This is a genomic window from Gracilimonas sp. BCB1 (assembly GCF_040117685.2).
Taxonomy (GTDB): domain Bacteria; phylum Bacteroidota; class Rhodothermia; order Balneolales; family Balneolaceae; genus Gracilimonas.
The window spans coordinates 23,632-37,987 of record NZ_JBEDYP020000007.1; the positions used below are offsets into that span (position 1 = coordinate 23,632).

The following is a 14,356-nucleotide window of genomic DNA, read 5'->3' on the forward strand; positions in this document are numbered from 1 at the left end:
AGTCGTGTCGATAAACACTTTAAGCGTGAATGAGTGACAAAATGATTCCACGCCCCGTTTAGCCTTTCCATTGAACCCCAACATTAGGTTCGGTTTAAATCACAATTCCCCTTACCTTTTGCCTCACCAAAAAAATCAGTCTTTGAAGCGACCGTATTTAATTGACCTCAGCCTGATCCTTGTAGCTATTATCTGGGCATTGAACTTCAGCATTGTAAAAGTTTCTCTGCGCGAGATGGACCCCTACAGCTTCAATGCACTTCGGTTTATCTTCGCCACTGCTTTACTGTGGTATGTAGCCCGCAAAAGAGGGCATACTCTTAAAGTAGAGAAAGAGCACTTCTGGAAACTGGTGGGCATCGGGATAGTCGGGAATCTGTTTTACCAACTGTTTTTTATTATTGGAGTAAATTACACCTATGCTGCAAATGCTGCCGTAATGCTCGGCACCATTCCCATTTGGGTAGCCCTACTTTCTCAGTTCTTTACAGATGAAAAACTTACGCTTTTGAAAGGCTTTGGGGTTTTATTTGCCTTTGCCGGAGTTACACTCATCATTATGGGTGGGCAGGATACCCTTTCGTTTGAATCCGAAACTTTCCTCGGCAATATCATTACCCTTGTAGCCGCTGTGTGCTGGGCTACCTACACCATCCTTTCCCGAAAATACCTGGCTGTTTATAGCCCAATACAGTATTCGGCCTTTATGTCGGTGGTTGGGCTGATCGCTTTATTGATTGTAGGACTACCTTTTCTGGTTAAACTGGACTGGAGCCAAATTTCATACATCGGCTATGGCGGGATTTTCTATAGCGGGGCACTATCCATCGGGCTGGCTTATATTATATGGAACAACGGAGTAAAGATGATCGGAGCAGTGCGCACGGCTGCTTATCAAAACCTGGTGCCGGTTTTAGGCCTGATATTCGGGCTGGTTTTATTAGGTGAAGAACTCTCCGTTCTTCAATATATTGGAGCCGGATTAGTTATTACCGGAATAGTGTTAGCACGATTAACTGTAACTTCCTTTAAGAAATCTGTAAAAACAAAGTGAGACCCAATTTGAAATCGATCACAAAACGACTGTTCAGCACGCTTCTTTTTTTAAGTTTAGTATGCAGTGCAATGTATCCAGCTCTTGCACAAAACAACCAAAGCAACAATCAAAGTGCGACCGGCTTAAACCTGAATTTCGACATTTTCGACGGAAGTTATTATTCCGATCCACTTGGCATTCAACTGGCTGCGCGACAGCTTCCATATGATGGCACTATTGACAAAAGCACTTATGAGCTGGGAGTTAACGACCTGCTCTCGATTCGGGTAGAGGCCTCTAAGAATTTCTTTATTCGCGGGGTGATGGTCAATCCTGCAGGAGATGTAATTATACCCTCTGTGGGGCCGGTAAACGTTGACGGGCTCACGATCAGCGAAGCCGAACAAAAGATCAAAGAGGAATCAGAAGATTATGTGAAAAATGCCTCTGTGGTCATCACCCTTGAAAGTCCCCGCCCCATTTATATTCAGGTCACCGGTGGGGTTCCATACCCCGGAAAATATATGATCCCCTCTCAGTCCAGAGTTGACCAAGCCATATATTCGTCCGTAACGGATGGAAGCCGCGACCTGAGAAATGCTTCCCTTTCCAACTCCAGTGACTTTTTGACGAAAGGAAATTATGCCTACCGGAACATCAAAATTGAACGGGAGGATGGGTCTGTAGTACATGCCGATCTGGTTTCTTATTTCAGAATCGGGGATGGCGAATTTAACCCGAAAGTAAAAGACGGGGACATCATCACCCTGAAAAAACAAAATATTGAAACTCCGAAAGTCAGTATTTCCGGTGCTGTAAAAGCAGATTATGAGTTTCAGCATATTGATGGAGATACCCCGAAAAAGTTATTGCAGTTTGGCGGCGGATTTGAAGTAATTGCCGACACCAGCTACCTGATGGTATTCCGAAGAACGGATACCGGTGCTGAGAAAATTATCGTTGAACCTGAAAATTGGGACACTTTCAAACTACAGCCCAATGACCGGGTAGTAGCTCCATTCAGTGACGAAAAGAACACCTCCGCCTCAGCCTGGGTATATGGTGAAGTTGAAATTCCCGGCAACTTCCCGGTCTATTCTGGAGAAACGACAGCACTTGAGCTGCTGGAACTCTCCGGTGGCTTGACGAACAATGCACTCCCACAAGCGGCTTATCTGATGAGAAGTGGCGGCTTCCGAAATGAAATTCCGAATAAGTTCAATGCCGACTTAATGCGCCGGACTTCCGATCAGGTGATTCAGGGTTTGGAATATCTGGAAGCAGAAACCAAGCTGAGCCGGAATAAAGTGTACATCGACCTGAAGGATGAGAGCCAGCTTTCCGGCCTGAAGATTTTTGATGGGGACCGTTTGTACATACCCAGAGACGAGAGTACGCTTTTTGTATTTGGACAGGTAAATAATCCCGGTTACTTCCCTTACACATCGGGAGCCAATGCCATGGATTATGTATCCCGCGCCGGAGGGTTTGCCCTATCGGCAGATAAAGACAGAGTGTTCGTAATCAAAGCCGGCAACGCCACCTGGTACCGCCCGGGCGAAACCGAAATCCAGTCCGGCGATCGTATATTTGTGGACCGACAGCCGGTAGAAGAACTAAATGCGTTACGAAGCTATCAAATTCAGAAAGAGAGCATCAAAAATACCCGCATCCAGCTGATTATGACAGGTATTACCACCATTACCGGAATTATAACTACGTATGTGGCTATTCAAAATATCAGGAACTAATCTCTAGTCCTCAAAGTGAAGTTTATAGGAAAGAATAGCTGTGACTGCTAACATTTTTGCAGTCACGCTTTTCTGATTGTAGCAGTAGATGATATCATTTCTTAATTCTTCATCAAGTCCATCCGGCATGCCATTTTCGAAAACCTTATCCAGGCTTTTAGAAAAAACAGAATTTGCTCGGTACCAATCTTCAAATGGGTTCATATTCTTTTTATCAAGACCTGCTTTACGTAACAAATAATTCTGAAGCCTGTTCTTAAAGCCCAATGTTTTTTGAATAGCATCGTTCGAAGGCTTAGCCTCGGTAGCAGCCCACTTGTACGATGCCAATTCCGGCTGACACTCATTCATCCAATCCAGATAGATGGCTTCTTTGTATTTAAACCTGTCGGGGATGCTTAAACAAAATTTCAGCAGTTCCTTGTTGTAAAACGGGGATGCCGAATCAGCAATATGAGAGCAGCAACGATCTCCATTCATGGTTCCGTTGATTTGCCTGTGCTCTAAGGAAAACACCTCCACGTCAGCCCCGTCAAATTTGTCGGTTTTCATCTTTTGGAGAGTCTCGATCTTAGAAAGAATATGAGGATCAGCATTAAAGAAGAGCTTGCGGTAGGCATCCTTAATATCAGCATTCTTTAGTGTAAATGAGCCAAACAACACATCCCCAATTTGACCGGTGTGTAGGACTCCCTTGCCTGAAAAATCAACCTGCTCCAAAGCGTGTTGCTGATGAGCTGCTCCATAAAACCCCACTAACCCGTCGTTCGCTTTCACAAACTCATATTCATTCCCTGCCAGATAATCACCATTTCCCATAGATATGAACCGGTGTGAAAAACCAAGATCATTAGCAATCCGTGCAGCTATTTTCTGGTCCGGAGTATCAGGCTTAGAAAATGTAAGTGATTGAATGGGATTATCAGCAAAACCAGCCCCCATCATGGCATTTACTCTTGAATCGAGGCCGCCACTTAAAAGGGTTATATGATCACGGGAATACTCAACATCTTTTCCCCATTCCTTTTGTACAGCATCAAGTATTCTTTCATTTATACCTTTTATAAAGTCTTGCTTATTCCCTTTCTGAGGGTGTTTCTCAATACTGAAATATTTCTTTTGTTCAATACTGAAGGTGTTCAAGTCTACAGTGGTAATAGAACCATAGGGCAGTTTTCTGACTTCTTTTATCGGAGTAAGGTCGCCCAGCATATATCCACAAGTGAGCAGGCACCGGAATCCATCCGAATCCGGGGTAATAGAAAAACCGGCAGCGCGTGAAGACTTTGTAATAGCTTTAAGCTCGGATGAGAAAAAAGCCACCTTCTTTTCTTTGTCATGAAAGAAGTATAGTGGTTTAGTGGAAAGGTGATCCGTGAAAATATGAAGCTCAGATTCTGATTGATCGTAGATAAAGCCGCAAAATTGCCCCTCTAATTTTTCTACAAATGAAACACCGGCTTGTCTATACTCATCAAAAACCCAATTCCTGAAATCATTTTCCGAGTGATAGCAAAACCCTTCCAGCCCGATAATTAAATCATCTTTTTTGATCAGAAACCGATCATTCTCAAGGCTATTTAGCGTACTTCTACCATAGACGAAGGCTTTTTCGGAATATTCTTCATTAAGAATGCCGGGTTTTTCAGAGCTGTAAAAATGTTTATAGATATTCTTACCAAAGCTCTGATTGGGAGATGCTATGCCGTATATTCCTGCCACCTAATTCACCCGTTTGGTTAAGGAATAGATCCACATCAAATTGATCGATTGCACAACGATACTGACGATGCTGAATAGAATCAGGGCCAGATAAATATCACCCACTCTTGCACCTACTACTAATGCTATTACCCGGCTCACAAAAAGAGCCATTTCAAAGTAAAACGACTTGTTGTGCTCATTATAGATAAGAGGAATGTAAGTGAGGGGAGCAATCATAAAGATAACGAACAGAAAAGGGGCCAAAATCTGCACAAATTGCCCGGAGGTGTACCATTGCTCTCCAAATACAACCTCAAAAATTTGCGGTCCAAAAATAGTGAGCAGGCCAAACGGTACGATTGACAGGAGAAATAGCCGCTTCAACGTCTCTTTTACGTATGGCCTGATGCTTATTCCTTCATTAAACATCTCTGAGACTTTCTGGCTTACCACCTGGTAGAAAGCCCGCCCGATAAGCTGCACCGGAACGATACAAACCATATAGCTAAGCCCATAATACCCCACAACATCTTCAGCAAAAAAATACCCGATCAGGATTGGGGTGACACTCAACGAAAGGTTGTTTACCAACGCATGAGGAGCATTCACTTTCAAAAACTTCTCGTACTTCCTCATCAGATAGCCGGCCCGTTTAAAAGAAAAAGCCGAAGTAAAGTAACGGTCTATTTTCGCAACCCTTCCGGCCAGATAACCAGACGAAATCAGCTCTCCCGTGAGCTTACCAACAATCAGGCCGCCGCTTAAAAAACCAAGGAAACCTAACCCTACCTGCACAGCACCGGTAATTGATGATTTAATAGTTTTACTAACAGATATAGGTTTGTAAAGCTTCTCACGGTTTAATGCATTTTGGGACGCCTGAAAAATCACGAAGAGTATAATGTTTAGTGGCAACAGATAAATGTATGACCCCATCGATTCTACATTCATTAAAAACAATAGCTGTTGATCAAATAGCAACAAACTAAAAACCAGGATAGCACAAATCCCCGATGCTAAAAGGAGCGCTACTTTAAACAAATGCTGTGCATTATACCGGCTTTTGGTAATGAGAATAGCGTAATCATACCTGCCTGTAGCGAAAGAGCTTACCAGCGAAAGTAAGGCCAGGTAAATGGTAAAGGTGCCGAAATCACCCGCGCCATACATCCGGCTTATGATGGGCGACACCAACACCGGGATGAACATGGAAAAGCTGTTCCCAACAAAAAGCGTAAAAATATCCCTGAGATCGGCAGGTACTTTTTCCAGTAGGGCTTTCATTTATTCGGCTTATATTCTGTTATATTTTTGAAGATGACTCAAATGTGTGCCTGCAATCTGAATTACGAAAAATCTGATTAATCTTGAAAATAGCTTTAATTAGTCACCTTTACCCAACTGAACTTCACCCGGCCCATGGAAAGTTTATTAAAGACCAATTTGAGCTACTCACCAACAGCTCGGAACACGAGGCAGAGCTTTTTGTACCCACCCCTTATTCTATTCCTTTCACCAAAAGAAATAAACGAAATAATGCCCCGCTTGTTGACCCCGATGAAAGTACGAGAATAAAATATCTTTCCTTCCCGAAAAAACAATTCCCAAAGTCCATTGCTTCATCCCTTTCAAAAAATGTACTCCATAGTCTGCAAAATACTTCTGCTGATTTAGTTCACATTCATTGGCTATACCCTGACGGACTTTGCATTCCGATGTTAAAAGAGGCCGGGTTTAAAACGGTGCTAACTATTCATGGAAGTGACTGGTACCAAACCCGGAATGACCCTGTATTAGTGGAATTATTACACGAAGTACTGCAAAAAACAGATCGGGTTTTGTATTCTGGTCCACGCCTGAAAACCGATATAGAAGGGGTTTATCCTGACTTGGCTGCTAAATCTGAGGTCATCTATAACATGGTAGATGAAAAGGTGTACCGCGTTCCGGATAAAGAGGAAAAGAAAAGAACAGTGAAAGAAGTAGGTTGGGATTCTTCCAAACTGAATACCCTAACAGTTGCCAATATCCGGGAAGAAAAAGGAGTCGATTTGTTGGTTGAAGCAATACGAACAGATCCAAAGCTCAAAGAAATAGATTTCCACGTTGTTGGAGCTACCAGGGGTGATGAATACAGTGATCAATTCTTTCAATCTATAAGCAAAATTTCGAATATACATTACCACCCTCCTGTTCCCCCAAACGAACTTCTGAATTACTATTCGGCTGCGGATATTTTTGTTCTGCCCAGTCGCAGGGAAGGTTTCAATGTATCCATTCTGGAAGCGATGAGCTGTGGGCTACCTGTTGCTTGTACGGATGTGGGAGGGAACTCAAAACTTGTTGATGAAAGCACCGGTGTTTTGAGTTTAGAAATTACCCCTGGAGAAATTTCAGCAGCTATTTCAAATCTGTTGTCTTCTCTGAAAAATTATAATTCATCTCATATCCACAATACCATTAAGAGTCGCTTTGGAAGAAAAGCCTTTCAAAGCAGATTATTGTCCCAATATGAAAAGGTATTATCGGAGTAACATTCGGTACATTTTTTCCCCAAAAACTTTACCAACGTAAAATCTTAAGATCAGCATTTGAAGTTTTGACTTCATCTTCAGCCAAAACAAAAAACCTTTCTCTCTAAACCTGTGATCGTGTTTTTTATATAAGTACCGGGCACCCTGAATTTTCTTATCAAAGTTGGTGCTGATTTGATTGACCGACCTGAATTCTTTGGTTAAAACTTCATCCACATAATCTACCGTGTAATGCTCAGCAAACCTGATCAATAAATCATATTCCTGGCTGGATTGCAGATTTTCATCAAACCCTCCGATTTCTCTAATGAAATCTGTTTTGAAAAGCATGGTTTCTATGCCTGATACCGAAAACCTGTTTAGTAACAGATTATAGATATCACCCTTAACTTTGTTCTCCCTGATAATGAATTCTCCCGACCGGCCGTCATTTGCATGACAGGTAACCATTCCTAGATCCGGATCATTGGATTGTTTAAAACATTCCACCTGCGTCTCCAGTTTGGTTGGCAGAAGCACGTCATCGTCATCCAGGAAATTAATGTATTCCCCTTTTGCTTCCTGAATTCCCCTATTGCGGGAATAGCAGGCTCCCCGGTTTTCTTTATTTCTATAATATTTCACCCCTGGAAGTCCCTCAACCCTATGCCGGATATCAACATCTGAAGCATCATCAATTACTATGATCTCCACTTCGGGATAGCTTTGATCTATCACAGACTGAATTGCTCTTTCAACAAGATCAACTCTATTGAATGAGGGTATTATTACAGAAACAAGAGACATTTAAAGGATTATGAAATGAACCAGTGGCTTAATCGGGTAACTATTGCCTTATTTTTTCTAATACAAAACCTAAAGTAAGTATCCTTCCCCATAATATTCTCGATATTTCGTGATAGTCTTCCGGAGCAGATTTTGAAAATATATCTGCTTCTTTCAACAAGGATATGCTTTTTTTTAGTCTTTCTTCTATAAGCATTGGTAAATCAGGTTTTTGCTTTTCAGCTCGCTTACTAAGTAAAGCCAAAACCCTTGCTGTTTTAGTTTTGACAAACTTAAAGATATCTCTTGCTACAAAAGGTGGACTTGAAGATACTGACATCCCGCCGTCTGTTGTTCTTACTTGAGATATTCCGGGAGTTAACTTTGTGATTACCTGCCTGTGAAAGCGATTAAAGAAGCGGGTGCTTCTTGGTAAGCTATAGCCAATAGATAATAACTCACTTTCCAATAAAGGAGAATACGTTGGGATTATTGAATTTGCAGCATGAGACAGTACCGAGATCTGCTCTTTTATTTTCAAGTGAAGATATATTTGATCATAAGTTTTCGTGTTCATGCTGGTTTCCAGTTCCGACATCTTATCGAAAATATTACGCTCTTCTGGTTCAACTATCGACCTCATGTCTTCATCTAACCGCTGGCCTTGTATAGATACCCTGTTAAATCTTACATTTAAAAGTCGTGCTAAGCGATTTTTTCTGCTTTTGTAGAACGGAAAATCCTGCTGCCACCAGAAATCTTTATAAAGCTCTCCGCCAACTCCGGTTATAGCAAGATCATATCCTTTTTGTTTTCTCCAGCCCTGAACCTCATATAGCGATCTAATCGCGAATATATCCCACAATCCATCACTTAAAGCAAATAATGAGCCTAACTCTTGAGTGGTCTTAATGTCTTTCACCTTAATTATGTCGAGCTTAATACCCAACTGCTCTGACACTGCTTTTACTATCTTTCTCTCCTCATCGCTCCCGGCGCCTAAAGAAAAAACTGCATCAAAAGGAATTTTTAAATAACTGAGTACAGATGCTATAAGCCTGGAATCAACACCCCCGGTTAAGTCGATGGAAACTTTTTTGCCCTTCAAAAACTCTCTTCTTTCTTTAAAGAAAGACACAAAAGCATCGAGTGGTTCTTCTGAAGTGTCTTTTTTTGGCTCTAACTCTATAGACTCCGAACTATCTATGAACCCTCTTTCATGATCAAGATTAAAAACCTGATGGGTGAATTCCTTCCTGAGCCCTTCTATGAAAGTCTGATTGTGATAAAGAATCCCATCTCTTAAAAAACCCAGTATTGCCTTTCTATTCAGGTCTTTCTTTGAAAAGCTATTATCGTCCAGACATGAAAGAAATGATGAATAAGTATGCCTGTCATGTAAAATAAATCTACGCATACTCTTTTTTGCTTTAGAAGTTAAGCCAGATTCATGAGATAAAGCTGACTATTACCAGCCCTTTACCCCAAAAAACACCTTTCGGAATAATTGATATAAAAACCCGCTAAAATGCCCCACCTGCATCACTATAACACTGCACGCCATGTGCAATAGCAGTGAGACCGAACCCGGTGCCTTTCTATCTCCGGTCCAATTCTCTTTTATAAACTCTTTCCGATTTGATAGCACCACTCGCAAAGACTCAACTAAAACTACGGCTCCCAAAAATCCGGCAACATAGGGGAAGTAAAGGTCGGTTACACTCATTAGGTCTGCGACCAGATAAATGACAAGTGAAAGGATAAACAGAAAAGGAGTCAGCCCCCGAATGGGAGAACTTTTGGGATGAAGTACTTTGGTGAGAAAGCGTCCGCGACCGTATCGAAAGTACTGCTTAAATAATTTGGTGTAGGAGTCGCGTGGATAATACCAGCTTTTTATTCTTGGACTTACAAATACACTTTCGCCGAAATTTTCGATCAGACGCAGGTTTAGCTCGGAATCCTGATTGGTAATATTCTTTGTATTAAAACCACCGATCTCCCGCAGATCTTCGGTCCAGAAACACCCCAAAAATACCGTATCGGCATAGCCTTCGTAGGTATCGTCCATATATTTGGCACCGCCGTTTCCAAGAAAGCTTTTAACGGCCAGGGCGGTTCCTGCCTGAATTGAATTGGATGCTACATAACGCTGAGACCCTCCAACGTTCTTTGCTCCCGTTTCCAGAAACACCTCAATATTATTCTTCAGGTAATCTTCCTGATACAGGCAATGTCCGTCTGCGCGGAGAAAGACCTCACCCTTAGCCTGTTCTATCATCCGGTTCAACGCAAAAGACTGGTACTGTTCAGGATTATCAATCAATCGAACACGTTCATCTTTTTGTGATATTTCCTGAACAATTTCCCGTGTCCGGTCTGTACTTCCTCCGTCTGCTACCAAAATCTCTTTCAGATTGGGATATTCCGTTCCTAAAAACCCGGACAGAACCCGTTCTATATGATTTTCCTCATTCAGAACAGGAATACCAACAGTGACGGTGGGCAAATCTTTATCCGTAATTATTTCTTTATTAGTTGCTTCTTTTTTGATTACGGTCCTCTCTGTTATAGTGAATCTATCACTTTTTGAGTGTTCGTTGTTTTATCTGCGATTAGTTTATTTACCACAAAGATTAAACCTATGAGTATGAAAAGAATACTGTTTACAAGCATTCCTCCCAAGAAATTGTAAAATACAAGATAAGAAACAAAGGTAGCAAATAGTGCAATAGAAATGACATGCATATCTGACTCGCTATCAGATTCTCGGATTGATTGAATCGCCGTTCTAAATATTTTGGCTAATAATGCTATGAATATGACGAACCCAATCAGCCCTAACTCAGCGAAAACGGCATAGTATTCATTGTGAGGCTCAAATATTCCCTGGGTTGTTTCCGGAGGGTGATAGGACTTGAATTCAGTTGAAAAACCCCGAAAGCCCACGCCTAACAAGTAGCTGTCAAAGATCATATAAATAGCTGTCACTGCCAGTAAAATCCTGAATTTTGAAGAATCATCAGAAGAACCTGCAAAAATATCAACCAATCGCTCTAAGAATGAAAAAGTGAGCTGCTGAACAGCTCCGCTTATTGAGAATGCAATCATAAATGCTATTCCCATATATATTACCAACCGGAAATCTTTGGTAAAGTACATCACACATACTGCTCCAAAGAAAATCGAAACCCAGGAACTTCGGGAATAGGTTAATAAAACTGATCCTACTATTACACCTATACATACAAAAATAAGCATTCTTATTTTGAATGTATCCGACTTACAAAACAGGGTAATAAGGAGCATTAGAGGAAGGAAGTAATTGCTTGCAAAAATATTAGGGTCCAGCTCTCCGCCGGAAGACCTAACCAATTTCCCTCCCTGACTGGCAAAATTAAAAGCCGCTATTTGAGGGTTTATATAAATGGCCAGCAAATTATATGTGGCAATCGCCAGTGCAGTCACTACAGCTATTATGCAAACCCACTTTAACTGTGATGGTGTGTCAATGGTGTTAAACACCACATAAGTCATAATAAGAAGGGCAATAAAACGAAATGCAATTAAAAGAGCTTCTTCCCTGTCCGGTGTATACGTGATGGAGAGAAAAATAAGACACAAAAAAAGAAGGTAGTAGCTTTCAAGACCATAGATATGAATTTCTACTTCTCCATCTATAACTTTTTTAGCTACCAGCAGCATAAAAGAACAGATAAATGCCAGCTGAAAAACAGTAATCGGTAGAGGAGATCCTTCTTCTCCGGCAAAAATCACTCCGGTCAGTAAAGCTCCAACTAAAAGAGGGGCTACAAGAACTACCCCGTTAAATAACCGATCAATGGTCAGCATTTCTAAAACTTAAAGCCGAAGTAAATTTTTGATACCGCTCATAATCTCCGGGATTCTCTTCTTTCCATTTATCAAAAAATACTTTCAGAAAGGCAATAATACATCCAAACAGAAAAGCCGCGATCATAATATAGGCTCGTTTCGGGCTGTGTTTATACGTTGGTAAAACGGCTTTATCAATTACCATCAGCCCGGATGTGGCTTCTTCGTAACTGAGCTTTTGTTGCTCATACTGAGGATAAAGCACCTTATAAATTTCTTCCTGAACCATCACTTCCCGATATCTCCTCAGATATTCCACAAACAAGGCAGGCATTTCTTCTACCGGTTGAAAAATATCAAACTGCCCGTCTGTGGTTTCCAGTCCTTCACCGGAGCCTTTGATCAGATTATTATAGCGTCGTTCAAGTGCTCTTTTTTGGGTTCTTAAATCGGTAAGCTTTGAACTGTTTTCACCCAGAACATCCTGCAGGTAGTTAATTTGAATTTCCAGCTTCACCAGCTCCGTTCGTACTTCTGCAATGGCTCCAATCTGAGCGGCAGCTTGTTCTTCCACTTCCAGAATACCATACCGGCTTTGGAAAGCAACCAGACTATCTTCGGCTTCCTCCATATCGGCAAGATTTTGCTCGAGCCGGTTTTTGATCAGCAGATACCCGTCTTCTACATTCTTTTTATTGAGCCGTTGCACCGTGGAATCTACCACTTGGTAGTACCTATTAACCAGATTATAAACGCGCTCCGGATCATCTCCGAGGTGAGCTAATTTCAAGGCAATGATTGAATTAAAACCAATCCCTCCCTCACGGATATCTTCTATTTCAATGCTGTTATCAAACATTTTTCGCTGTGCTTCAGGAATATCATTTCCATAAACTTCCCCGAGATTAAATTCCTCGATCAGCAGATCCTGAATTTCCGTACTTCTCAGTAAAACCAGCACTTGTTCTGCAGAGATACTACTTCCACCCATCTGAATATCTGCCAGTCCGCTAAGAAGCCCACCTCCCGACAGGTTAATCGAATTCCCATCGGTAACTACAAACGAAACCTCAGAGCGGTAAGTCTTAGGCCAGGCAAAAGCTAAAATGGTTCCTATAACGGTAGCCGTTAGCACGATTATAGCTATCGTCTTCTTTCTTAAAGCCAGCGTTGTGGCTACATCTAAAATATCTACTTTTCTGTTTTCGCTCATGGTTTAATTAAACTCGGTTCCCACCACTTAATAAATATAAAATTGCCATCCGCACTGCCACCCCGTTGGTTACCTGGTCTAATATAACCGCGCGGTCACTATCGGCCACTTCACTTTCCATTTCTACGCCACGATTTATAGGGCCGGGGTGCATAATTTTAAACTCGGGATATTTTTCCAGATGAGAAAGTTTTATTCCAAACCGCTCATGGTACTCTCTTGTTGAGGGAAAAAACTCCGTCCCCGATTCCTGCCTTTCCAGCTGTATGCGCAAGGCCATGGCTATATCACACCAGGCCAGCGTTTCTTCCAGATTGTAGGAAACCTCAACTCCCATATCCTTCACAAAAACAGGCATCAGTGTTTTTGGTCCACATAAAACCACTTCGGCTCCCAGTTTTTTCAGCCCGATAATATTCGACCTCACCACCCTGCTGTGGGCAATATCCCCGATTATTGCAATTTTCTTGCCTGTCAGATCGGGGTGAATGGTTTGCATGGTGAACATATCCAGCAAGGCCTGCGTGGGGTGTTCGTGAGCTCCGTCTCCGGCATTCAGGATAGCTGCATCCACACATTTGGTAAGGAAATGGGGCACCCCCGGACTCTCATGCCGCACCACCACCATATCAATCTTCATAGAACTAATGTTACGGATGGTATCTTTTAGCGACTCTCCCTTTTTGGTACTGGACGAGCTTGTAGAGAAGTTCACTACATCTGCGCCCATACGTTTCTGAGCAAGCTCAAAAGAAAGACGTGTGCGTGTACTGTTTTCGTAAAAGAGGTTTACAATGGTCTTGTCCCGAAGGGTTGGGACTTTAGGCACCGGACGATCTAAAATTTCTCTGAAGTACTTGGCCTGCTCCAATACGTAGAGGATATCATCAGCCGAGTAATCCGTTAGTCCCAGCAGGTGCTTTTGTTTGAAGGGATATTCTCCGGACGGTTTATCCATTCTCCGCTACCTCCACTTCTACTACATACACGGCATCCTCGCCGTCTAACTCATTCACTTTTACCCGTACTTCTTCATTTTCATAGGTGGGCACATACATCCCCATATAGTCTGCGGCTACCGGCAGCTCCCGATGCCCTCGATCAATCATACAACAAAACTTAATGCTTCTCGGTCGGCCATAGGCCATAAGTGCATCCATTGCTGAGCGTACCGTGCGACCGGTGTACAGCACATCATCAACCAACACAATATCACGGTCGTATAAATCGAAGGGAATCTCAGTAACTTTAACTTCGGGCATTTTCAGTTTGGAGCGATAATCATCCCGATAAAAGGTTACATCCAGCACCCCGAAATCGATGGATGTATTGAAGGATTTCCTGATTTCTTCCACGATGCGTTTCCCCATGTGAACACCGCGCGTCTGCATTCCTACGATGGCAAGGCGGCCAACATCATCATAGCCTTCCAAAAATTGATGGGCAAACCGCAGGTAAATGCGATCCAGATCTTCGGCCGTCATGATTTGTGCTTTCTTCAAGCGGGGATACCTTCTTT

The 14,356-nt window shown here is 42.2% G+C and carries 12 protein-coding genes; 3 read left to right on the forward strand and 9 right to left on the reverse strand.

What is annotated here, in order from left to right; translation table 11 throughout:
- The first annotated feature begins 142 nt into the window (after positions 1-142).
- A complete protein-coding gene (locus ABFW99_RS02695) occupies positions 143-1,054 on the forward strand; it encodes a DMT family transporter (protein ID WP_440707415.1) in 912 nt (303 codons plus the stop codon).
- 71 nt (positions 1,055-1,125) lie between these two features.
- A complete protein-coding gene (locus ABFW99_RS02700; protein ID WP_440707416.1) occupies positions 1,126-2,787 on the forward strand; it encodes an SLBB domain-containing protein in 1,662 nt (553 codons plus the stop codon).
- A 3-nt stretch (positions 2,788-2,790) separates the two neighbouring features.
- On the opposite strand, the gene ABFW99_RS02705 is transcribed toward ABFW99_RS02700, so the two are convergent.
- Both ABFW99_RS02705 and ABFW99_RS02710 read right to left on the reverse strand, forming a co-directional pair.
- Positions 2,791-4,509 (reverse strand): asparagine synthase-related protein, encoded by a 1,719-nt coding sequence (locus tag ABFW99_RS02705; RefSeq protein WP_349354000.1) that lies wholly within the window; start codon positions 4,507-4,509, stop codon positions 2,791-2,793.
- Positions 4,510-5,775, reverse strand: coding sequence for a lipopolysaccharide biosynthesis protein (locus ABFW99_RS02710; RefSeq protein ID WP_349353999.1), 1,266 nt, complete (start codon positions 5,773-5,775; stop codon positions 4,510-4,512).
- 83 nt (positions 5,776-5,858) lie between these two features.
- Between ABFW99_RS02710 and ABFW99_RS02715 the strand changes: the two genes are divergently transcribed.
- Positions 5,859-7,025: a glycosyltransferase gene (locus ABFW99_RS02715; RefSeq protein WP_349353998.1), complete on the forward strand. Its 1,167-nt coding sequence runs from the start codon at positions 5,859-5,861 to the stop codon at positions 7,023-7,025.
- Here the strand turns inward: ABFW99_RS02715 and ABFW99_RS02720 are convergent.
- Genes ABFW99_RS02720 through pyrR form a run of 7 tightly spaced genes read right to left on the reverse strand, consistent with a single transcriptional unit; the run spans position 7,014 to position 14,339 of the window.
- Positions 7,014-7,811, reverse strand: coding sequence for a glycosyltransferase family 2 protein (locus ABFW99_RS02720; RefSeq protein ID WP_349353997.1), 798 nt, complete (start codon positions 7,809-7,811; stop codon positions 7,014-7,016). The two genes, ABFW99_RS02715 and ABFW99_RS02720, sit on opposite strands and share 12 nt — an antisense overlap.
- Positions 7,812-7,851: 40 nt before the next feature.
- Entirely contained in the window at positions 7,852-9,207 is a 1,356-nt protein-coding gene (locus tag ABFW99_RS02725; protein ID WP_349353996.1) for an asparagine synthase-related protein, read from the reverse strand.
- A gap of 51 nt (positions 9,208-9,258) precedes the next feature.
- On the reverse strand, positions 9,259-10,299 hold the full coding sequence (locus ABFW99_RS02730) for a glycosyltransferase family 2 protein (RefSeq protein ID WP_349353995.1): 1,041 nt from the start codon (positions 10,297-10,299) through the stop codon (positions 9,259-9,261).
- A gap of 59 nt (positions 10,300-10,358) precedes the next feature.
- Positions 10,359-11,642, reverse strand: a complete 1,284-nt coding sequence (locus tag ABFW99_RS02735; protein WP_349353994.1) for an O-antigen ligase family protein — start codon at positions 11,640-11,642, stop codon at positions 10,359-10,361.
- Positions 11,629-12,837 (reverse strand): GNVR domain-containing protein, encoded by a 1,209-nt coding sequence (locus ABFW99_RS02740; RefSeq protein ID WP_349353993.1) that lies wholly within the window; start codon positions 12,835-12,837, stop codon positions 11,629-11,631. The genes ABFW99_RS02735 and ABFW99_RS02740 overlap by 14 nt, the downstream gene beginning before the upstream one ends.
- Positions 12,838-12,844: 7 nt before the next feature.
- Positions 12,845-13,795: an aspartate carbamoyltransferase catalytic subunit gene (locus ABFW99_RS02745; RefSeq protein ID WP_349353992.1), complete on the reverse strand. Its 951-nt coding sequence runs from the start codon at positions 13,793-13,795 to the stop codon at positions 12,845-12,847.
- Entirely contained in the window at positions 13,788-14,339 is a 552-nt protein-coding gene (pyrR, locus tag ABFW99_RS02750) for a bifunctional pyr operon transcriptional regulator/uracil phosphoribosyltransferase PyrR (protein ID WP_349353991.1), read from the reverse strand. Before pyrR ends, ABFW99_RS02745 begins: the two co-directional genes overlap by 8 nt.
- Between the last annotated feature and the right edge of the window lie 17 nt (positions 14,340-14,356).